The following is a 17938-nucleotide window of genomic DNA, read 5'->3' on the forward strand; positions in this document are numbered from 1 at the left end:
GCAGCATGAGTAAAAAATGCTCAGATGCGGCCATTTCGCGGTTGCCCGGAGGATGCGTCCTCCGAGCAGGTATCAACGTCCAGCCATCGGCTTCGTGCCATCACAGCGAGTGGCGACTAGTGGTCCGTGTTTGAAGTGGTCTGACGGTTGGCTTTCCTGAGGATTTGGTCGGCGGTCTTGGTCCAGACGAAGGGGTGGCAGCGGTCGTTCCAGCCGTCGATGAAGGCCCGGATCTTGGTGTTGAGGTCGCGTACGGAGTTGAAGGTGCCGCGGCGGATGGCCTGGCGTTCGATGATGCCGAACCAGACCTCGACCAGGTTGAGCCACGATCCGGACGTCGGGGTGAAGTGCGCCTGGATACGCGGGTTGGCTGCCAGCCAGGCACGGATCTCGGGGCGCTTGTGGGCGGCGTAGTTGTCCATCACCAGGTGGAGTTCGGTGCCGTCCCCGTGGTCGGGGTAGGCCTTGGCGACCTGCTTGAGGAAGGCCAGGAACTCCTGGTGGCGGTGCCGGGGCTTGACCGCTGCGGTCACCGTGCCGGTGGCGATCTCCAGGGCCGCAAAGAGCGTGGTGGTGCCGTGCCGGAACGTTGAGCCATCGGCCGGCAACGGCTCGTGCCGTGGGCATCAGGTACGCGCCAGAGATGGCGAAGCCATGAATGTGGAGGAGAGGCACCCCGCTGCCACCCAGACTGCGCTTGAGGTGGACAGACTTCCCCTCGACGCGCACGTACTCCGTAACCCACCCGTCGGCCACCATGGCGGATTCTCCCACGGGCGGGACGGATCCGTCGCTGCTCTGGCCTCACCCGGCAGGCGTGATGCCGGATGCCGCTTCCGTCGGTCGACCGCGGCTGACCGCCCGCGCAGACTGGGCCGTTCCGCCTGAAACTCATACCCACAGCACCCCGTGGATGCCCGTTGACGACGACACGTCGGGCACGGACCACATGGCGAGGCTTGGTCAAGTTCACGTTGGATCGTGTCGTGACCAGCCGGACTGGGCACCTGTAGGTGCGGAGGAGCTCCGGTGAGAGGCCGCTGGATCTTTCGCTTCGTCCTGGCAGAAGTTTCGGAAGGCGCCGTTAGATGACCGACTCGACGATGGCAGGTCGTCTCCTGGCCGGGCGGTACCGATTGGCGCGGCCGTTGGGTCGCGGGGGCATGGGCGTAGTCTGGCAGGCGCGCGACGAGCTCCTCGGCCGGTTGGTGGCGGTCAAGGAGGTCCTGCTGCCGCCGGAACTGCCCGATGAGGAACGCGAAGTCCTGCGGCGGCGCACCCTGCGGGAGGCACGTTCTGCCGCCCGACTCAGTCACCCGAATGTCGTCACCGTGTTCGATGTCGTCGAAGAGGACGGCCGTCCTTGGATCGTCATGGAACTCGTCCGTTCCACCACGCTGGCGCACGCGATCCGCGAGTACGGACCGTTGCCGCCGCGGGAGGTGGCTCGGATCGGCCTGCAGGTGTTGGCCGCGCTACACGCTGCACATCGAGCCGGCGTACTGCATCGTGACGTCAAGCCGAGCAACGTGCTGCTCACCGGAGACGGCCGGGTCGTGCTGACGGACTTCGGCATCGCCACCTTGGAGGGCGATCCGTCGTTGACGATGTCGGGCACGCTGCTGGGCTCGCCGGCGTTCATCGCTCCGGAACGGGTTCAGGGCCGGGGGGCTGGTACGGAGTCGGACCTGTGGTCGTTGGGCGCGACGCTCTACACCGCAGTGGAAGGCCGACCGCCGTACGACCGGGGAACCACGCTTCCTACGCTGGCGGCCGCTGTCACCGAGGAGCCCGACCCGGCGCGGTTGGCGGGGCCGCTCTGGCCGGCGCTCGAAGGTCTGTTGCGCAAGAACCCGGCGGACCGCATCGACGTCTGGGAGGCGAGACATCTGCTCCAACAGGCGGAGACAGCGCCGGAGGCTTCGTCCGGTGCGCCGGGAGCCGAGGCTGTCGACACGACGAAGGTCGACAGTGGTCAGAGGACACGGATGCTGCCCGTTCCGCCGATCGCTTCGCGGCCGGCTGCGTATGCCGGTGGTCAGCCAACAGGAGACGGTACGCCGGTGGCGACCCCGGCCGGTGTCACCTCGTCAGCCAGCGGTCCGGTCGCCGAACCCGATTCGGCCTCGTCGGAATGGAGGGAGTCGTCCAACGGAAACCGTCCGAAGATTGTCGGTGCGATGCTGGCCTGTGTACTGGTCGCGGTCGCCTTGATCGGTTGGGGTCTGTTCCGAGCGGTGGACGACAATCAGGGCAGTCAATCGCAGCCCACCAGTTCGCCGCGGCCCAGCGAGGCGAGCAAGGCACCTCGCAGTACAGCGGCCCCTTCGAGTACACCGCCACCAAACACCCGCCGGCCGTCGTCACCTGCTACCAGCAGACCTGCCTCTCCCAGCAGCCGCCCAACCTCCCCTGAGTCTCCCGCCACCGAGCCCGGTGCGGTGCCCGCCGGCTTCGAGCGCCACACGGACCCGACCGGATTCTCACTGGCAGTGCCCGCCGGCTGGACCGTGGATCGGCAAGGGGGACGCGTCTACTTCCGGGAGCCGGGCGGCGCACGTTTCCTGCTCATCGACCAGACCGACCAACCCAAGCCGGACCCGGTCGCCGACTGGCGTCAGCAAGAAGCAGCCCGCAGAGACGGCTACGACGACTACCAGCGCATCCGGATCGAGCCGGTCGACTACTTCGAGAAGGCCGCCGACTGGGAGTTCACCTACGCCACCCCCTCCGGCCGCCGCCACGTCATCATCCGCGGCGTGGTCACCAGCGACAAGCGGGCCTACGGCATCTACTGGTCCACCCCCGACACCCAATGGACCGAAAGCCGCTCCCTTTACCGAACCTTCACGAAAACCTTCCAACCAGCCTCCTGACCCCACAACCGCGTGCCCAGAACAACTGCTGGGCCGGTCTCACAATGACGGGGACGCCTGCCAGGTCGCGTTCCGGACCGGCGCGAAGTCGAGCCAAATCGACCTGGTCCGGCGGCAGTCTAATCCGTTGGTCGCAGGGTACGAATCCTGGTCTGCTGATGTTAGGGCGCCAGTAGGTTGGCGTGCTCGCGCACCCATCCTGCCTCGCCGGCGCCCATTCCTGGCTGCCCTCGGCGACCCAGGTCCTCTGTGGCTCGGGCGAGACCCCAGCCCGATTCCACACCGAGCGCCACGCCGCCCGGGCGATGGGACACGCTGCCGAGTTGCAGGAAGATGCAGAAGTTGTAACGCCGGGGTCAATCGACCGATTTAGGGGTCGGGCCGTATTTCGGTCCGTCCGCCCGATCGAGGTCTTGGGGGTTTGTGGTGTTACGTTCTGTCCGTTTGGTGCGGCTGGCGGTGCCGGCTGCGCTGGTCGCGGGCTCGGTGGTCGTGCTCACCGGCTCGTCCGGCTCAGCGGCCGAGCCGAAGCCGTACCGGCCGGCGTTCGCCGCGGGGCACCACGGTGCCAAGTCGGAGTTCGAGCCGAACACGGTGCTCGTCAAGTTCAAGCCGAAGGCGTCCTCGTCGGCGCGGAAGGCGGCGGTGTCGAAGTACGGCGCGACCGCCGAAGACTCGGTGGCCTCGAAGGTCGTGAAGCTCAAGAGCGACGTACCGGCGCCGGAGCTGCTCAAGAAGGTCAAGGCCGACCCGACGATCGAGCTGGCCTCGCTGAATTACAAGCGCTACATCTCGGCCGTTCCGAACGACGAGTACTACGCCACGGACCAGAAGACGTACCTCAACACCGTCCGCATGCCACAGGCCTGGGACCTGTCGAAGTCCACCGGCAGCCAGATCGTCGCCGTACTCGACACCGGCGTCGACGCGGGCCACCCGGACCTGGTCGGTCACCTGGTGCCGGGTTACAACGCGACCTCCAGCACCCGCCCGAGCCCGGTCGACGACAACGGTCACGGCACCATGACGCTCGGTATCATCGCCGCCGCCGCGAACAACGCCATCGGCGTCGCCGGCATCGGCTGGAACGTCAAGGCGATGCCGGTCAAGGTGCTCGGCGCCGACGGCAGCGGCTACGACTCCGACATCGCCGAGGGTATCGACTGGGCCGTCGCACACGGCGCCGACGTGATCAACATGTCCCTCGGCGGTCCCGACAACGACCCGATCCTGTACGACGCGATCAAGCGCGCGTACGCCGCCGGAGTCGTGACCGTGGTTGCTGCCGGCAACGACGGCAGCAGCGACGCCCAGTTCCCGGCCATGTACCCCGAGGCGATCGCGGTCGCGGCGACCGATGCGACCGGCGCGCTGACCGACTTCAGCTCGTTCGGCTACTGGTTGGACATCGCGGCACCCGGCGTGGACATCCTGAGCACCGGTCCGCGGAACCTGACTCCCTCGGGCTACGAGCCGTACTGGTACTGCACCGGCACCTCCTGCTCGTCGCCGATCGTCGCCGGCGTCGCGGCGCTGGTGCGGAACAAGTGGCCGTCGCTCACGCCGGCCCAGGTCGCGGAGCGCCTCGAGGGGCTCTCCCGGGACGCAGGCCCGCGCGGCATCGACGACTACTACGGTTACGGCAACCTCGACGCGTACGCCGCGCTCGGCGGCCGCTTCGCCCCGGACTTCCCGACGGCGGTCGCGGATGGCAACGACCAGCCGATCCGCGCGAAGAAGCTGACCGGCTTCGGCTCGACCACGGGTGCGATCGACTCCGAGGGTGACGTCGACTGGTACTCGATCGACCTCGCAGCGGCCCAGGATGTGCACGTCGCGGTCGCCGGTCCCAGCTACGACGAGCGCACCACCTACTCGAACGTCGGTCCGGTCGTCGATGTCTACGACACGGACCTGAAGTTCCTCGGCCACGCGGAGAACGAATTCCCGGTCGTGGACCCAGTGAAGGGTCCGCTCTGGGGTCCGCTGACCGCAGCGGTCGACGTCAAGGCGGGCGCGGGTACGACGTACGTTGCCGTCCGCAACTACAACGGTTCGAAGGTCACCCGGCCGTACACGCTGACGCTGGCGAGCAGCACGTCGGGCGTGACCGCCACGGGTTGGGCGTACGGGCTCCGGGACGTGTCCCCGGCGAACCTGGCGTCCGGTGTGCCGGCGTCGGTGACCCCGAAGGTGACGTTCGCGCGGGACATGGACGCGGCCTCCGTGACCGGGTCCATGGAGCTGCGCGACGCCGGGACCAATCTCTATGTCAGCGCGTCCACCACCTACGACGCTGCGACGCGGACGGCCACGATCACTCCGCAGCAGCCGCTCCTCGACAACCACTCATACGTGATCGAGTGCACGTTGTACCTCATGGACGCGAACCGCACGCAGGTACAGCCGTTCCATACGGTCTTCACCACGGCCGATCTGGCGCCGAAGGCGCTGACCACGTTCACCGGCAGCGGCGCGTACTTGGCCGCCAACCTGGCCTGGACGATCCCACCGACGAACGACCTCGACCAGGTGATCGTCCGGCGGAACGTGGGGAGCAAGGCCCCGACGCCGACGACCGGCACGCTCGTGTACGCGGGCACCGGGACCTCTGTGAGGAACACCGGCCTCGCTCAGAGTACGACGTACACGTACGCGGCCTGGGTCGTCGATCGCACCGGGCACTACAGCCCGATCGCGGTCAAGCAGTTGCTCGGGATGAAGTCGGGGATCGCGGTGACATCGACGCTGATCGACTACGGCGGCTCGATCACGATCAAGGGCAGCACGCTGCGGATCGACAATCTGGCGTACGCCGGGCTGCCGGTGAACGTCTACGTACGGCCGAAGACCTCGTCGAAGTTCACGCTGCTCGCCGCGCTGAAGACGTCGTCGACCGGGACGCTCTCGGTCACCGCCAAACCGACCGTCTCCTCGGTCTACATGCTGACGTTCCCCGGTAACGAGTCCCTGATGGGCACCCGCACCGTGGACGTCACCGTGCAGGTCAAGCCGACGATCTCGGCCACCTTGTCGCCGTCGTCGATCCGCCTCGGCAGCGCGACGGCGTTCAGCGGGTACGTCGCTCCCGCGCACGCCGGGAAGCTCGTCTACCTGCAGCAGTACGGCAACAAGGTGTGGAAGTCGATTGCCTCGGTGAAGCTGAGCACGTCCGGCAAGTACGCCTTCGGCATCCGCCCAGCCGTCCGCGGCCAGATCGCCTACCGGGTCTACTTCCCCGGTGACGCGGACCACGCCCCGGCGTACTCGGCGTACAAGGTCGTCACGATCAGCTAGCAGTCACGGTTGGGGAGGATCCTGTGCCGAATCGGTCACAGGATCCTGCCAACCTGCATCCGTACCTCTGGGTACAGTGGTCGGGCGAGACGATGGATCGGTTGATTCGCAGTACCCAGGAGCTGTTGTGGGAGCGGGCCAGCGGGTGGCGGAGGCAGGGCAGGGGAGTATGTATCACCACTTCGCCGGGAAGGCGGGCGTCCTCGTCGACGTCGATCGGGGCCGCGAACACCTCGCCGGTGAACACGACGACGTCGTAGTCGAGCCGATCTTGTCCGAACAGGCCGCGCACCGGCTCGCGGCGGACCTGGAGTTGCAGTACGACGTGTACGGGCCGCGGTCACCGGATCATGTCCGGCGTGTCGACCCGCCGGTGCCGGTGGAGAAGGCCTGGCAGCCGGCCGGCTTCCTGGACGCCTGGATCTTCGAACAAGGAACCTGGCTGGGGCGGGTCAAGGGGAAAGATGACAAGGTCTCCTGGATCCCACAAGCCGAGCTGCGTCGCACTGAGCAGTTCTGATGGCCACCGCCGACCGGGGACCGGTCATCCGGCTCCAGGGCGGCCCCAACGACAAGTGGCAGTACTACGAGCAGGACTTCCTCGAATGCATCTTCCGCGACAGCGGCCTCGGTGCGCCCGACGACATCCACAGCCTTCAGCAGGCACTCATCGACCGCGAGCAACAACTCCTCGAGCTACGTCGTCAGCTCGAAGAACGCGACGACGAACTGGCCGGGCCCGAGCGGCCAATGGTGAGCTGATGACCCAGCTCAACACACGGGCGTGACGCAGCAGGTCAAGGCGGCTGTTCGACATCGCCGGGATCCATGTCAGCCCTGACGCGCACCATCCGCAGCGGGTGACGCCACCGGTCGGCCTGCAGCGCAGCATCAGCGCTGACATCCGCGACCACCGTCGTGTCGGCTTGGCCAGCGGCCTGCTTACCCACTCCGCCAGTGTTGCCCTAGGCAAGCGTTTGCGCACCATAGGTCGCACGACTCGGATGGGTTGCCCGAGTGATCTCGGCATTGGACGGCCTACTCTTCATCGACCCACAGCGACCCTGCAACCACGGAATGACGGGCCCTAGATCTAGTTTGCCGAGAGGGTGAAGGTTCACTGACTGAACCGTTCAACGACAACCGAGGTGGCGTCATTCGGGCAGGAGTACCTGCACCTGGTCCCGGATCTCCTGGACGACGTCGTCGACTGGGTTGGCGGCGTTGATGGTTGCGGCCATGCTGATGAACATGATCGCGGAGACGATGTGCGCGCGTGCCGCGGCGTCCTGCGGGCTGGTGCGCCCGTCTCGCCGCAGGACGGCGGTGATCGCTTCCTCGGTTTGCACGGTCAGGTCGAGGGCGTCGCGGTGGTGGGGTTCGGTGGGGTCGCCGAAGACGATCTCCCGCAGGTAGGTCCGCCCGTTGTCGACCTGTTTGCGGTTGCACTCCACGACGGGGCGGACGATCGCCATGACGGCGTCGAGCGTGTCCGTGATGCCCTCGGCCGCTGCCCTACCTTGTTGGAGTGCGTCGGCGTAGGTCGAGTTCTGAACGAGCAGGAGCAGTTCGCCCTTGGACTTGGCGTAGAGGAACAGCGTGCCGGCACCGATGTCGGCCTTGTCGGCGATCTCCTGGGTGGTGACCTCGTCGACGCCGCGCTCGGCGAAGAGCTCGCTGGCGGCTGCGGTGATGCGGTCGAGCTTGTCCTGCTTGTTCCGCTCGCGCCGACCGGGCGACTTGGAGGTGAGGGGCATGGCTGCCGCCCTTCGTTGCTGAGTGGGCTCGGATCTGCCGGCGCTCATTCTTCCACGGCGGCCAGGGGTGTCCTGGTGTCGCGGAGCTCCGGGTAGAGCGCCTCTACCGGGCCGCTCAGGGCCGCCTCGACCTGCGCGGTCAGATCGTCGCCGATGACCCCGTACTCGTCGGCTTCGACGGCGTCGTAGACCTTCGTCACGAGGTCGGCCGGCGCCATCTTGGGCCCGTCGGCATGTGCGGCCATGCGGTCTGTACGTTTCCCATGTGGACCCCGGTCACGTGGACGCCGCGGGGCGCGAGCCCGAGGCGCAGTGAGTTGGTGGCGGACCAGAGTGCTGCTTTGGTGGCGCTGTAGGCGCCGCCGAAGCCGTACCAGCTGGCGACGGAGTGCGCGTCGACGAGGATCGACCGCGGGTTGGCGGCCAGCACCTGCGCGAACGCTCGTGCGAGGAGGACTGGACCGAAGAAGTTGATCTCCATGTTTTCCCGGATGTCCGCCTCCGTGACCTCCAGCAGGCTCGCGCTCGGCGGGATCGCGCCCGCGTTGTTGATGAGGGCCGTGACATCGGGCGCGGCAGCCACGGCGGCGGCGATCGACTCGCCGTCGGTGACGTCGAGGGTGAGAGGGACGACGCGTTCGTCGTCCCAGGTGCGGGGTGTGCGGGCTGGGGCGTAGACCTTCGCGGCGCCGCGGGCGAGAGCCTGGTGCACGGAGTGGGTTCCGATGCCGCCGTTCGCTCCGGTGACCAGGATGACTGCTCCATGGAGGGAAGGCATGTTCATGTTCTTTCTGTTGGTGGATCGTCTGTTGGTGGATCACCAGCCGCAGGGCGGGCGATGCCGTTATCGCTGGTAGTGCGGGAGCTCCTTGCCGTCTTTCACGTAGGTCAGTGCGTCGGTGACGTCGTAGGCGTGGATGGCGGAGGCAAACGGAGCCAACGTGTCTGACAGGCTCGCGACCTCGGGGCTCTTGAAGAAGGCCGCCCGCGCCGTAGGATCCGCGAAGCCGAGGAGGAGGGAGGCGTGGAACCGCTGGTCGGCAGGGTTGTCGTGCGCGACGTTCGGGGTGTCCCAGAGCTTCTCGTTCCAGGGCATGAAGACCTGGGTCCTCAGTTCCCTCAGCACGCCTGTGCCGGCGAGCGTGCGGGCGAGTTCGTTGACGTGCTTGCGGAACGCGCCGGTGCGGACGCCGTCCCTTCGCCGCAGGTAGAGCAGGGCCCGGGCACCGGCCAGAACGCCATGCGCAAGAACGGCTTCACGGTGCTGGACAGCAAGCCTGTCGACGTCGAGCGCATCCGCTTCCTCGGTGACAGCGATCCGACCAAGACCGGCCTGGGCAGCGCGGACCTTCTCGCCGGGCCCGGCGACGGCGTACCAGCGCGCCGAGTTCGGCGGGCCGGCGTAGAGCAAGGTGCGCCGGAAGACGTTCGCCTCGTCCTGGAACGCCAGCCTGGTCTGCTTGCGGCCCAGCAGCGGGGACAGGACGGAGCGGAACGTCACCTCAGCGACCCCGTCGATCCTGCGGTCGTCCGGGATCGAGGTCTCGACGCCGCGGGTCGCGGGCCACAGCCCAGGATTGTGCTCGGCTAGGTGGATCTGGCGGTATTCCTCGAAGCCGGGGGTGGCGGAGATGATCTTGGAGTGGGGACCCTTCCAGTAGTCCATGCCTGTCTGCCGTGGTTGGTCGGTGCGCATCCACAGCGGGATCGATGAGACGAAGGGCTTCTTCGCGTAGGGATATTTCGTAGCCATGTTCATTGCCTGCATTCGGTCGGTCGGTCGGAGCGATCAGCCGGCGAGGAACTCGACCGCGATCGGAGCGAACTTCTGGTGGAACTGGAAGATGCCGCCGTGCCCGGAGTCCGGGTAGATGATCAGCTCCGAGCCCTTGATGCGGCGGTGCAGGTCCTCGGAGAGGACCGAGGGCACCATCCGGTCGTTGTCACCGTTCGCGATCAGGGTGGGCTGCGTGACCTTCGACAGATCGGCCGGGGCCGAACGCCCGAACTTCTGGATCGCCTTCAGCTGGGTCTGGAACGCGCGCACCTTGATGTCAGCGTCGCGGTCGACGGTGCGCTCCTGCAGGCGCAGCACAAATGCGCGAGCAGCAGGCTTGCCGGCGGCGTTGCGGTTGAAGAACAGGAACTCCTTCGGGTCCTGCCGCGTCAACGTGGCGCGCAGGATGTCCCAGTAGGTGACGCCGACGACCTTGTCGATGTCCTTGCCGCCCCTGGGTCCGGTGCCGGTCAGAAGGAGCTTGCGGACGAGCTCGGGGTGCTTGACCACGAGGTCCTGGGCGATCATTCCGCCCAGCGAGAAGGAGAAGATGTCGATCTTGTCGAACCTGAGGGCCTTGATGAAGGTGTAGGCGTCGTCGGCCATCTCCTCGACGCTGCCGGGAACGCTGCCGGTCGAGGCCCCGACGCCGCGGTTGTCGAACGTGATGACGTGGCGCCCGGCGGCGATCGGGTCGACGATCCGCGGGTCCCAGTTATCCAGGGTCGCGGCCAGGTGCACGAAGAAGACGACGGGGATACCGCCCTTCGGTCCGAGCTCCCGGTAGGCGTAGGTGACGCCGCCGGCGGTGATGGTGCGGGCCGGGGCTTGCGCGTATGAGGTGATGACGGGTTCGTTCGAGGTCTCGGTCTTACTCATGATGCTCTCCTGTTTCTGGTCTTGCGGATTGTGAGAAGGGCTGTCAGGCCCGGGTGATGACGGCCTTGCCGCGGATGCCGCCCTTGCCGATCGACTGCAGCGCGTCCACGGTCTGGTCGAAGTCGAAGACGCGTCCGACGACGGGACGCAGCACGCCGCTGTCGACGAGGGCACTGATCTGGCGGAGCTGGTCGCCGCTGGCGCGCATGAAGAGGAACTCGTACGTCACACCGAGCTTCTTCGCCTGCCGGCGGATCTTGCCGCTGAGCGCCGTGATCACGAGGCGCAAGACCGGGTTCATTCCGGCCTCCGCGGCGAACGCAGGGTCGGGCGGTCCGGCAATGCCGATCGCCTTGCCACCAGGACGCAGCACCCGCAGGGACTTCTCGAGGTTCGTCCCGCCGAGGCTGTCCAGCACCAGGTCGTAGCCGTCCAGGAGCTGTCCGAAGTCCTGGTTGCGGTAGTCGACGACGCTGTCGGCGCCGAGCTTCCGGACGAAATCCACGTTGCCTGCGCTGACCGTCGTGGCGACGGTGGCGCCGAGGTGCTTGGCGAGCTGAATCGCGACGATCCCGACCCCACCGGCGCCGGCGTGGATCAAGACCCGCTGGCCCGGCCGGACATTGCCCTTCTCGACCAGCGCCTGCCATGCGGTCAGGGCGACCAGCGGCAGCGAGGCCGCCTCCTCGAAGGTGACCGTCGCCGGCTTGAGCGCCAGGTCCGCCTCGGCCACTGCGATGCGCTCCGCGAAGGTGCCGATGCGGTCTTTGTCCGGCCGGGCGTACACCTGGTCGCCGACCGCGAACCGAGCCACCTTGGCGCCGACGCCGATCACGGTCCCGGCGACATCGTTGCCCATGACCTGCGGCAACTCGTACCGCAGGAACGACTTGAACGCCCCCGACCGGATCTTCTCGTCGAGCACATTGAGCCCGGCGGCCTGGACCTGGACGAGCACGTCGTGCTCCCCCACCACAGGCTCGGGGACATCCGCTTCCTGCAACGGCCCCTTGTACTTGTTGACGACAAACGCTCGCATGACGACGTTCCTTCTTGGGTTTGACGCTGCTCTGTTGTCCTGCTCAGCTCTCGCCCAGCACAGCGAAACCGAACATGCTCAATAATGAGTGCACTCATAAAACTTGTCAAGGTTTGCCGGTATGCGGGCTCGCCGCGAGAGGGCTGAACGGGACGGGTCGTGCGGGATCGCGGAGGCAGTCAGCAGTCGAGCGGCGCGGCGAGAGCCGACGCAATGGCGCCGAGGCATCCTCCGGAATAGGCTATGACTAGCCTCAGTTATGAGTAGAGTCACTAATTGGAAGGTCAGAAGATCCTTCCTTCCCCTTGCCGAAACGGCATCTAAACCTCAGGAGCCCGTGATGACAGCAGTTCAGCAGGTCGCGCTCGTAACAGGTGCTTCCTCAGGTATCGGCAAGGCACTCGCTACCGCGGGTTTCAAGGTGATCGGGACCGGCCGCAACACCGCGCGATCCACCGCACCGCCGGGGTGACATACCTCGACCTCGACGTGACCAACGACGAATCGGTCGCCGCGGTGGTCAAGCAGGTGATCGACCGGTTCGGGCACATCGACGTCCTGGTCAACAACGCCGGCGTCGGCGCCACCGGCGCCGCCGAAGAGTTCTCCATCGCCCAGACACAACACATCTTCGACATCAACGTCTACGGCGTCATGCGGATGACCAAGGCGGTCCTGCAGTTCTGATGGCCGCCGCTGACCGGGGACCGGTCATTCGGCTGCAGGGTGGTCCATGCGACAAGTGGCAGTACTACGAGCAGGAGTTCCTCGAATGCATCCGCGCCGCGCAACGGATGCATCGCACCGTCGGCGATCCGGCGGGCTGGCCACTGTCGTACGAGCGGCCGGTGTCGGGTCTCGTCTGGGTGTGGCGGGAGGGAAAGAACTGTCACCCGAACCCGACCGACTGACCTGAGCCGTCGCCGCGGCGGCGCAGCGGCCGGGCCACCACCTGATCGCGCCGCGCCCGTCGCGCGCGGCGGATCATCTCGATCCGCTGGGGGTCGAACCACCACTGCCGGTCCTGGAAGACGGCCGGCAGTTTCTCCTCCGCGGCCATCTGGGCCACGTAGATGGCGGTGAGCCCCAGGCGTTCCGCGGACTGTTTGGTGTTGAGGTACCCAGGAGGGCCTGCGCGACGGCGGATCGGCGGTTGGGGTTTCGCGGCCGTGATGCCCGCGAGGTCGGCCGGGTAGACCATCGACTTCGTGCCAGGGACGAGTCGCAGCTGGCCGTCGGCGACGAGCTCGAGGGTGGCTTTGAGCGATCGACCCAGCATGAGGGCGGCGTCTGTCAGCGGGATCGGTGCGCCCCTGTCGCGCAGCGCCTCGACCTCCGACAGCAGCAGCGGTCGGCCGTTGTTCGGCGGGCCGTGCCGGGGCACCCGGCCGAGCGCGACATACCGGTGGACCTGCGCGGGCTTCTTGCCCAGGACAACGGCTGCTTGCGCGATAGAGCTCCGGGGGTCGTTGACCATCCGAGGCTGCCCGAGCAGTGGATCGACGGGGGGTCGCCCGGTTCTTCCTGCTGGTCGGCCGCCATGCACCAAGCCTCAACGTACGGCGTGCTGGCTAGTGTTCCAGCGTGTTCAGTCGCTGTTGCTCTGTGTCGCGGCGTTTGCGGATGGCGGCGGCGTTGCGTGTGGCCTGGTGGAAGGCGCGTTGCAGCCGCGGGAGGTGTTTGCGGGCGTCGCGGAGGGCTTGGCGGGTCTCCTCGAGCTGGTCGTTGAGCCGGTCGACGTCGGCTTGCAGGTCGGCGATCCGGTGCTGGTGTGCGTCGAGCACCTGCTCGGCCTGGTCGCGTTCGGCCTCGGCGACGGCGTAGTCGGCTCCGGCCGCGCCGAGGCGTTTCTGCTGCGCGGCGCGGCGTTGCGCAAGGGTCCGGTCGACCTTGGGCCATTCGACGGGTGGCGCTGCGGCCCGCTTCGCAGGCTTCGCCGCGGGGGCCTTGGGCGGAGGTTGGGAGCGGCGGACGACCCGGGGCCGCATCGGGGCGAGTTGGGCCGGGTCGCCGTTCTCGTCGACGACACCGAACCCAACATGGCGCAGTCCGCAACAGCTGGGCGGCGCCGGGATCGACGAGTGCGGCGTCGAGGGTCTCGGCCAGCCGCTCCGCGGTCTGTGCGGTCACGCGCCGGCCTCCGGCGTCTCGCTGGCTCGCGACGCGGACGAGGTGGCCGACCAGGTCGTACCGCTGCCGGGTCAGCTCGCGCCGGCTGGCGCTGTCGGCGGTCAGTAGGTCTGGCGCAGCTGCTCCCCCATCTCGGTCAGGGCATGAATCCCGTCCGGGTCAGCCCGGACCAGCTGGTTGGCCAGCCAGGCAGCGACCGTAGGCTTGCGCAGGGCAACGATCGCAGCCGCGGCCGGCTCGTCGCCGCGGTCGCGGACCGCCTTCGCAAGCCGGTTGCGGGCCGCGACGAACTGCTCAGGTGCCAGCCCGTACAGGTCGACAACCGCCGCGTCTATCTCCACTCCTCCACGATCCACGCCCGATCAGCCGCCGCCAACCCCGCCCGCAAACCTCGGCAGGTCCTCGGGGCGCAGGTCGGGGCGCAGCCGCACGTAGCGCATCCCGTGCCGAGCCTGTCCGGCCTGGGTCGCGGCATCGGCGGTGACCTCGACCACGACCACCGGTTCGACCTTGATGAGCGGCTTCTTCGAGTCCGGGCCGCCCCACCGGTAGGAGGTGATCTCGTCCGGCCAAGGGTGTCCGGGCTGCGCGGCGGTCAGGGCGGCGGCGAGCTGGGCGGCCTGGTCGGGTTTGAGCGCAACGGTGCGCCCGACCACCACCAGCTCGCCGTCAGTGGTGTAGAGGCCGCCGATCACTACCTCCGGGTGGCTGATCGAGCCCAGCACCCCGCCGACAACGACCTCGCGAGTCTCACGGTGCTTAACCTTTCGTCGGGGTCTCCATGGGCGTCGCACACTGTTGTGTTGAGGCTGTTGATCAGAACGTGTGCGACAGCGATGTGGGGCAGCCGAGCTGCCTGGGTCGACAGCAAGCAGGCTCTTGAATGCGCACCTGTCGGTATGTCCTCGCCGGCTGGTTTCAGACCGAACCCACACGGCTGACGCCGCGCGGGCTTCGGGTCTTGACTTCGTTGGAGCCTTGGGTCTGGGGCGTCAGGCCGGACGAGGGCTGGCGACACCGACCCGGACGGTCGGCGACGGTTCCGTGCGGCGCACGGTCAGGATGATGCCGGCGACCGTGGTCCACACCAGGACCAGCATTGAGGCCCAGAACCCGAAGCGGGTGACCTCAGCGATCCCGAGCACGAGTGCGGACCATGCCAGCCAACGCGGGACGGCTCGGGTGAACACGCCCGCGGTAAAGAGTCCGAGCATGAGGAGGGTTCCGCCGCCTCCACCGAACTGGGATCCGACATGCCACGCCTGGAGCGCCTCGGGTGTCACTTCAGGGTTGGCCCCGATGTTGCCGAGTGTCACGTAGGACCCTGCCCCGATGAGCTCGGACACCACCGCCACGGCGGTTCCGGCGAGCATGAGGCCCGCGACCACGTGGCCCCCCGCGGCGTCCCGCAAGCGAGTCCATACGGCGATGCCGAACAGGCCGAGGGCGAGTCCTGCCCAGATCATCAGCTCACCGCCGGTCCGGACCTGGCTGCTGTGAGCCGCGAAATAGCGTGTCAGCTCGGGTAGCGGGGTGTCGGACCCGGGGAACTCGCCGATGGTGAGGTCTCCGGCCACGGTGAGAGCCGCGTAGGCGACACCGGCGAGTGGGAGGACGCGGGTGAAGGCGGCGCGTCGGCGTTCATGCTGTTCTGTCTGGTCCTTCATGGTTTGCCTCCTGGGCGTCGTGGACTCTGCGAACGTAGGCGCGCTCACCGCTAAGCGTCGTCGCCCGCCTGGAGGATCTTGGTCCCGGCCTACCGGCCGATTCGTCGCCCGCTACACGTCGTTCGAGTGGTTGATGACAGCCGCTAGCCGAAGACCTAGCGTGGCAACATGCGTGTGCGCCTCGACGCCGCCGGGAAAGACCAGCTGCTCGCCGTCGCCTTGCTCCTTGGCCTGGCGGTGCAGGCTGCCGTGCTCCCGACGTCCGCGGCCGAGCGGCTGGTGACGCTGGTCGTCGGCGGGGCGGTGTGCGCGTCTGTGGCGGTGCGGCGCAGGTTCCCTCTCGCGGTCGGGGTCGGCGTACAGACCACCTTGGTGGTGACAGGGATCTTCGTGAGTCTGCCGGTGGGACCGGTCACGGTCGCGTGGTTCTGCGCGCTCTACGCGCTCACGGTGTGGACGTCTGGCCGGTGGTTCGTCGTGGGCGTGGCCTGGTTCGCCGTCAGTGACGTGGCCCCAGAGCTGGTGGAGCGTGACAACCTCGACACGATTGCGACGTTCACCGTCGGGGCCGTGGTGGTGATGGTGCTGCTGCGCCGGGTGGTCGGGGACCGGGACCGGCGGCTCCGCGTTGCCGAGCGGGAGCGGGAGCTGGCGACGCGCGAGGCGATCATCGAGGAGCGGGCCCGCATCGCCCGGGAGTTGCACGACGTCATCGCCCACCACGTGTCGATGATGATCGTTCAGGCAGGTGCCGAGCGCCGGATGCTGGGGCCCGGGCAAGAGTCCACGCGCGACGTGCTGACCACGATCGAACGAGTCGGTCGCGGCGCGATGACCGAGATGCGACGCCTGGTCGGGATGTTGCGCGGCAACGAGGGGGACGGGTTGGCGCCCCAGCCGAGGGTCTCTGACCTGCCGAGTCTCGTCGAGCAGATGCGCTCGGCGGGCCTGGACGTCTCGCTACACATAGACGGCGAGCAGCGCGACATCCCTGTCGGTATCGACCTGTCGGCGTACCGCATCGTCCAGGAAGGGCTGACCAACGCACTCAAGTACGCCGACGACGCACGCACAGCGGTCCGCGTCCAATACGGCGTCGACTCTCTGGAGATCGAGATCCTCGACGACGGACAGGGCCGCCAGCCCGAGGTCGAGCCAGGCGGACACGGGCTTGTCGGGATGCGCGAGCGGGTGGCCCTCTACGGCGGCACCCTCGACGCCGGTCGGCGTCCCGCCGGGGGCTTTGCGGTCCGCGTCCTGCTGCCGATCCGGTGAGGTCGACGCCATGATCCAGGTGGTGATCGCCGACGACCAGGGCCTGGTACGCGTGGGCCTGCGCAAGGTCCTCGACATCGAACCAGACATGGAGGTCGTGGGAGAGGCTGCCAACGGCGAGCAGGCCGTGGCCGCGGCGGAGCGGCTTCGGCCCGATGTCATGGTGATGGACATCCGAATGCCATCGGTGGACGGGATCGAGGCAACCCGGCGGATCGTGCGGTCACACCCCGACGTCCGAGTGCTGATGCTCACGACGTTCGCCCTCGACAACTACGTCTACGAGTCCCTGCGAGCCGGGGCCAGCGGCTTCATGGTGAAGGACGCCCCGCCCGAGGAGATCGCCGCCGCCGTTCGGATCGTCGCAAACGGCGAAGCCCTCCTCGCGCCATCGGTCACCCGCACGGTGATCGAGGAGTTCGCACGTCATCCGATTCCTCCCCCTGACCAAACCCCCTTCGCCGTCACGTTGCTGACCCCTCGCGAGCGGGACGTGCTCGACCTCTTGATCGCAGGGCATTCCAATCCCGAAATCTGCGACCGGCTCGTCATCTCCGACGCAACGGCCAAGACACATGTCGCCCGCATCCTGCAGAAACTCAACGTACGCGACCGAGTCCAGGTCGTGATCTACGCCTACGAGAGCGGGCTCGTCAGGCCAGGCCCTGCCGGCGATCGCGAGTACCCCTCAAGCTGAGGCACCAAGCCGCGTAAACCGACGACGCTGCCGGAACGGCATCCGCATGGGACTGGCTTCCCGAGCCGGCACTCGGTCCTGCGATCGTTCTAGGAGAGATGCGCAGCGATGGAGAGGTCCAGCACTCTGGACCGCGCGGGCCTGCCGCTCCCCCGACGCCATCGCAACGACGCACAAATGAGCCTCGCGACGTGACAGCAATCTGTCGGTCGCAGCGTGTCCGGCAGGTGTCGCTTACAGTCAAGTTCCAGGCGAACCATTGCTGACCTGGTCGAATGTCCCACTAGGGAGTTCGTCGAACACTGCGACCCCGACAGAATTGACCTTGATCCAGGCGTCGCGTCGGCCCGGTGTGTAGCGCGTGGCCGCGCCTTTGACCACGAGCCGTTCCACGCCGATCGCGTCAGGCAGCGCCTCGAACCACTGGCGGGCCTCGTCAGTGGCTGAAGGTGAATTCTGTTCGGGTCGGCGTTGTCCGATTGGGTGATCGGGCCTGTTCGCACGGCAATTCGTGATCCGGCGATCGTGGGCGACACCTGTCGTG

The 17938-nt window shown here is 67.5% G+C and carries 22 protein-coding genes; 9 read left to right on the forward strand and 13 right to left on the reverse strand.

All coding sequences use genetic code 11. The features are described from left to right. Positions 1-116: 116 nt before the first annotated feature. Entirely contained in the window at positions 117-608 is a 492-nt protein-coding gene (locus OG876_RS00795) for an IS630 family transposase (protein ID WP_442914079.1), read from the reverse strand. A 480-nt stretch (positions 609-1088) separates the two neighbouring features. Between OG876_RS00795 and OG876_RS00800 the strand changes: the two genes are divergently transcribed. From OG876_RS00800 to OG876_RS00815, 4 genes are all read left to right on the forward strand, one after another. Beyond that, complete coding sequence (locus tag OG876_RS00800) at positions 1089-2876, forward strand: serine/threonine protein kinase (protein ID WP_328522785.1); 1788 nt, start codon at positions 1089-1091, stop codon at positions 2874-2876. Between the two features lie 447 nt (positions 2877-3323). Next, on the forward strand, positions 3324-6173 hold the full coding sequence (locus tag OG876_RS00805) for a S8 family serine peptidase (RefSeq protein ID WP_328522786.1): 2850 nt from the start codon (positions 3324-3326) through the stop codon (positions 6171-6173). 169 nt (positions 6174-6342) lie between these two features. Beyond that, on the forward strand, positions 6343-6693 hold the full coding sequence (locus OG876_RS00810) for a hypothetical protein (RefSeq protein WP_328522787.1): 351 nt from the start codon (positions 6343-6345) through the stop codon (positions 6691-6693). Continuing rightward, positions 6693-6935 carry a hypothetical protein gene (locus tag OG876_RS00815; protein WP_328522788.1) on the forward strand — a complete coding sequence of 81 codons (243 nt, stop codon included), beginning with the start codon at positions 6693-6695 and terminating at the stop codon, positions 6933-6935. Before OG876_RS00810 ends, OG876_RS00815 begins: the two co-directional genes overlap by 1 nt. A gap of 35 nt (positions 6936-6970) precedes the next feature. On the opposite strand, the gene OG876_RS00820 is transcribed toward OG876_RS00815, so the two are convergent. From OG876_RS00820 to OG876_RS00850, 7 genes are all read right to left on the reverse strand, one after another. Beyond that, positions 6971-7123 carry a hypothetical protein gene (locus tag OG876_RS00820; protein WP_328522789.1) on the reverse strand — a complete coding sequence of 51 codons (153 nt, stop codon included), beginning with the start codon at positions 7121-7123 and terminating at the stop codon, positions 6971-6973. 204 nt (positions 7124-7327) lie between these two features. Continuing rightward, positions 7328-7930 carry a TetR/AcrR family transcriptional regulator gene (locus tag OG876_RS00825; RefSeq protein WP_328522790.1) on the reverse strand — a complete coding sequence of 201 codons (603 nt, stop codon included), beginning with the start codon at positions 7928-7930 and terminating at the stop codon, positions 7328-7330. 44 nt (positions 7931-7974) lie between these two features. Then, positions 7975-8148 carry a hypothetical protein gene (locus tag OG876_RS00830; RefSeq protein WP_328522791.1) on the reverse strand — a complete coding sequence of 58 codons (174 nt, stop codon included), beginning with the start codon at positions 8146-8148 and terminating at the stop codon, positions 7975-7977. Further along, positions 8127-8708 (reverse strand): SDR family NAD(P)-dependent oxidoreductase, encoded by a 582-nt coding sequence (locus tag OG876_RS00835; protein WP_328522792.1) that lies wholly within the window; start codon positions 8706-8708, stop codon positions 8127-8129. The genes OG876_RS00830 and OG876_RS00835 overlap by 22 nt, the downstream gene beginning before the upstream one ends. 66 nt (positions 8709-8774) lie before the next feature. Further along, a complete protein-coding gene (locus OG876_RS00840; RefSeq protein WP_328522793.1) occupies positions 8775-9683 on the reverse strand; it encodes a hypothetical protein in 909 nt (302 codons plus the stop codon). A gap of 36 nt (positions 9684-9719) precedes the next feature. Further along, complete coding sequence (locus tag OG876_RS00845; protein WP_328522794.1) at positions 9720-10586, reverse strand: alpha/beta fold hydrolase; 867 nt, start codon at positions 10584-10586, stop codon at positions 9720-9722. 43 nt (positions 10587-10629) lie between these two features. Continuing rightward, a complete protein-coding gene (locus OG876_RS00850; protein ID WP_328522795.1) occupies positions 10630-11625 on the reverse strand; it encodes an NADP-dependent oxidoreductase in 996 nt (331 codons plus the stop codon). A 340-nt stretch (positions 11626-11965) separates the two neighbouring features. Between OG876_RS00850 and OG876_RS00855 the strand changes: the two genes are divergently transcribed. From OG876_RS00855 to OG876_RS00865, 3 genes are read left to right on the forward strand one after another with little or no spacing between them, the layout of a single operon-like run. Next, on the forward strand, positions 11966-12097 hold the full coding sequence (locus tag OG876_RS00855; protein ID WP_328522796.1) for a hypothetical protein: 132 nt from the start codon (positions 11966-11968) through the stop codon (positions 12095-12097). Beyond that, positions 12094-12312 carry an SDR family NAD(P)-dependent oxidoreductase gene (locus OG876_RS00860; protein WP_328522797.1) on the forward strand — a complete coding sequence of 73 codons (219 nt, stop codon included), beginning with the start codon at positions 12094-12096 and terminating at the stop codon, positions 12310-12312. Before OG876_RS00855 ends, OG876_RS00860 begins: the two co-directional genes overlap by 4 nt. Next, positions 12312-12536, forward strand: a complete 225-nt coding sequence (locus tag OG876_RS00865) for a hypothetical protein (protein ID WP_328522798.1) — start codon at positions 12312-12314, stop codon at positions 12534-12536. The genes OG876_RS00860 and OG876_RS00865 overlap by 1 nt, the downstream gene beginning before the upstream one ends. Here OG876_RS00865 and OG876_RS00870 read toward each other — a convergent pair. The 5 genes from OG876_RS00870 to OG876_RS00890 all read right to left on the reverse strand — a co-directional run bounded on the left by OG876_RS00870 (position 12515) and on the right by OG876_RS00890 (position 15422). Further along, entirely contained in the window at positions 12515-13102 is a 588-nt protein-coding gene (locus tag OG876_RS00870) for a hypothetical protein (protein ID WP_328522799.1), read from the reverse strand. The two genes, OG876_RS00865 and OG876_RS00870, sit on opposite strands and share 22 nt — an antisense overlap. Before the next feature lie 94 nt (positions 13103-13196). Next, positions 13197-13613, reverse strand: a complete 417-nt coding sequence (locus OG876_RS00875; protein WP_328522800.1) for a hypothetical protein — start codon at positions 13611-13613, stop codon at positions 13197-13199. A 243-nt stretch (positions 13614-13856) separates the two neighbouring features. Next, positions 13857-14096 (reverse strand): hypothetical protein, encoded by a 240-nt coding sequence (locus OG876_RS00880; protein ID WP_328522801.1) that lies wholly within the window; start codon positions 14094-14096, stop codon positions 13857-13859. A 21-nt stretch (positions 14097-14117) separates the two neighbouring features. Beyond that, on the reverse strand, positions 14118-14480 hold the full coding sequence (locus tag OG876_RS00885; protein ID WP_328522802.1) for an ATP dependent DNA ligase: 363 nt from the start codon (positions 14478-14480) through the stop codon (positions 14118-14120). A 267-nt stretch (positions 14481-14747) separates the two neighbouring features. Next, positions 14748-15422, reverse strand: a complete 675-nt coding sequence (locus tag OG876_RS00890; protein ID WP_328522803.1) for a hypothetical protein — start codon at positions 15420-15422, stop codon at positions 14748-14750. Positions 15423-15590: 168 nt separating this feature from the next. Here OG876_RS00890 and OG876_RS00895 point away from each other — a divergent pair, with 168 nt between their 5' ends. Together OG876_RS00895 and OG876_RS00900 are read left to right on the forward strand one after the other, a co-directional pair. Next, on the forward strand, positions 15591-16697 hold the full coding sequence (locus tag OG876_RS00895) for a sensor histidine kinase (RefSeq protein ID WP_328522804.1): 1107 nt from the start codon (positions 15591-15593) through the stop codon (positions 16695-16697). A gap of 22 nt (positions 16698-16719) precedes the next feature. Continuing rightward, positions 16720-17394 carry a response regulator transcription factor gene (locus OG876_RS00900; RefSeq protein WP_328522805.1) on the forward strand — a complete coding sequence of 225 codons (675 nt, stop codon included), beginning with the start codon at positions 16720-16722 and terminating at the stop codon, positions 17392-17394. Positions 17395-17938: the final 544 nt, after the last annotated feature.

The organism is Kribbella sp. NBC_00359, from assembly GCF_036097425.1.
GTDB lineage: Bacteria > Actinomycetota > Actinomycetes > Propionibacteriales > Kribbellaceae > Kribbella.

What these genes read in the sequence shown, in the direction of transcription:
- OG876_RS00800 (WP_328522785.1), top strand. Translation starts at nt 1,089, where the DNA reads ATGACCGACTCGACGATGGCAGGTCGTCTCCTGGCCGGGCGGTACCGA.
- OG876_RS00895 (WP_328522804.1), top strand. Translation starts at nt 15,591, where the DNA reads ATGCGTGTGCGCCTCGACGCCGCCGGGAAAGACCAGCTGCTCGCCGTC.
- OG876_RS00835 (WP_328522792.1), bottom strand. Translation starts at nt 8,708, where the DNA reads ATGCCTTCCCTCCATGGAGCAGTCATCCTGGTCACCGGAGCGAACGGC.
- OG876_RS00840 (WP_328522793.1), bottom strand. Translation starts at nt 9,683, where the DNA reads ATGGCTACGAAATATCCCTACGCGAAGAAGCCCTTCGTCTCATCGATC.
- OG876_RS00810 (WP_328522787.1), top strand. Translation starts at nt 6,343, where the DNA reads ATGTATCACCACTTCGCCGGGAAGGCGGGCGTCCTCGTCGACGTCGAT.
- OG876_RS00825 (WP_328522790.1), bottom strand. Translation starts at nt 7,930, where the DNA reads ATGCCCCTCACCTCCAAGTCGCCCGGTCGGCGCGAGCGGAACAAGCAG.
- OG876_RS00850 (WP_328522795.1), bottom strand. Translation starts at nt 11,625, where the DNA reads ATGCGAGCGTTTGTCGTCAACAAGTACAAGGGGCCGTTGCAGGAAGCG.
- OG876_RS00830 (WP_328522791.1), bottom strand. Translation starts at nt 8,148, where the DNA reads ATGGCGCCGGCCGACCTCGTGACGAAGGTCTACGACGCCGTCGAAGCC.
- OG876_RS00845 (WP_328522794.1), bottom strand. Translation starts at nt 10,586, where the DNA reads ATGAGTAAGACCGAGACCTCGAACGAACCCGTCATCACCTCATACGCG.
- OG876_RS00875 (WP_328522800.1), bottom strand. Translation starts at nt 13,613, where the DNA reads ATGCGGCCCCGGGTCGTCCGCCGCTCCCAACCTCCGCCCAAGGCCCCC.
- OG876_RS00815 (WP_328522788.1), top strand. Translation starts at nt 6,693, where the DNA reads ATGGCCACCGCCGACCGGGGACCGGTCATCCGGCTCCAGGGCGGCCCC.
- OG876_RS00855 (WP_328522796.1), top strand. Translation starts at nt 11,966, where the DNA reads ATGACAGCAGTTCAGCAGGTCGCGCTCGTAACAGGTGCTTCCTCAGGT.
- OG876_RS00865 (WP_328522798.1), top strand. Translation starts at nt 12,312, where the DNA reads ATGGCCGCCGCTGACCGGGGACCGGTCATTCGGCTGCAGGGTGGTCCA.
- OG876_RS00870 (WP_328522799.1), bottom strand. Translation starts at nt 13,102, where the DNA reads ATGGTCAACGACCCCCGGAGCTCTATCGCGCAAGCAGCCGTTGTCCTG.
- OG876_RS00890 (WP_328522803.1), bottom strand. Translation starts at nt 15,422, where the DNA reads ATGAAGGACCAGACAGAACAGCATGAACGCCGACGCGCCGCCTTCACC.